General features: G+C 57.7%; 1 tRNA gene. It reads right to left on the bottom strand.

The features are described 5' to 3' along the window. Positions 1-79: 79 nt before the first annotated feature. Positions 80-156: transfer RNA gene (locus LNN34_RS00005), tRNA-Ile, on the bottom strand. Positions 157-213: the final 57 nt, after the last annotated feature.

The following is a 213-nucleotide window of genomic DNA, read 5'->3' as shown; positions in this document are numbered from 1 at the left end:
GAACCCCCGCGGGCTTTGACACCCCTGTCGGTTTTCAAGACCGATCCCTTCAGCCAGACTTGGGTATTCCTCCGTATTGTGGTGGACCTTGTAGGACTCGAACCTACGACCGGACGGTTATGAGCCGTCTGCTCTAACCAACTGAGCTAAAGGTCCTTTGGTAGCGGCGGAGGGGATCGAACCCCCGACCTCACGGGTATGAACCGTACGCTC

The organism is Bacillus sp. AF23 (assembly GCF_020861455.1).
Classification (GTDB): Bacteria; Bacillota; Bacilli; order Bacillales; family Bacillaceae; genus Bacillus; species Bacillus halotolerans.
This window is presented reverse-complemented; position numbering and strand designations above follow the sequence as displayed.